This window comes from Bacillus haikouensis, from assembly GCF_013179555.1.
Classification (GTDB): domain Bacteria; phylum Bacillota; class Bacilli; order Bacillales; family Bacillaceae_B; genus Rossellomorea; species Rossellomorea haikouensis_A.
The window spans coordinates 1-1035 of sequence record NZ_JABMCR010000561.1 but is presented as its reverse complement, the minus strand read 5'-3'; the positions used below and the strand labels follow the sequence as shown (position 1 = coordinate 1035).

The window sequence follows — 1035 nt, the reverse complement described above, 5'->3', positions numbered from 1 at the left end:
TATATGTAAATGGAGTGGCTCGTGTGAAATTGTTTAAGGGCCATGCTATTGTGGAAGGCAGAAAATCTTCTAATTCTTTATATGATGAAAATCTGGCTACTTATACGAAAGCGGATGAATTTGATCACGACGCAGCCGTTGGTTTCATTAAACTTTGGGGTTTGCCGACAAAGGTTTCTTCAGTCATTAATAGCGAGAAGAAGGAGAAATTGACTCTATGAGTAAGCTTTGGGGCGGAAGATTCACGAAAAAGCCGGAGGAATGGGTAGATGAGTTCAACGCATCTATCTCTTTTGATCAGGAATTAGTCCTTGAAGACATCGAGGGCAGCCTGGCTCATGTAACCATGCTGAAAAAATGTGAAATCCTTTCTGAAAAAGATGGGGATAAAATCCTTAATGGGCTGCAGACACTTTATCAGAAAGCTTTATCAGATGAACTTGAGTACTCGGTGGAATATGAAGATATCCACTTGAACCTGGAGAAACTCCTGATTGACGAAATAGGTGAAGTCGGAGGTAAGCTTCACACAGGGAGAAGCCGAAATGATCAAATCGCTACCGATATGCACCTGTTTTTAAAGCGAAGAGTTCAAGAGATCATTGATCTTATCGAAGACCTGCAAGCGGCAATCGTCCATCAATCGGAAGAGAATGTTGAAACGCTCATTCCCGGATACACACACCTGCAGCGGGCACAGCCGATATCATTTGCGCATCATCTCATGTGTTATTTCTGGATGCTGCAGCGTGATAAAGAACGCTTAACCGACTCGCTGAAGCGCATCGATATCTCTCCGCTCGGAGCGGGTGCGCTTGCCGGTACTACGTTTCCGATCGACAGAATGTATTCCGCAGATCTCCTCGGATTCGGCTCTTATTACGAAAACAGCCTTGATGCAGTAAGCGATCGTGACTTCATCGTGGAATTCCTCAGTAACAGTGCACTGTTGATGACACATCTGTCGCGACTGGCGGAAGAGTTCATCCTCTGGTCGACCGAGGAATTCAGATTCATTGAACTGGATGACAGCTT

General features: G+C 44.8%; 1 protein-coding gene and 1 pseudogene. Both read left to right on the top strand.

All coding sequences use genetic code 11. The features are described from left to right. A pseudogene (locus HP456_RS24290) lies at positions 1 to 221 on the top strand (argininosuccinate synthase domain-containing protein); the annotation flags it as partial. Continuing rightward, a partial coding sequence (gene argH / locus HP456_RS24285; RefSeq protein WP_172255774.1) for an argininosuccinate lyase occupies positions 218 to 1035 on the top strand: 818 nt, incomplete at its 3' end. The pseudogene HP456_RS24290 and the gene argH, both read left to right, overlap by 4 nt.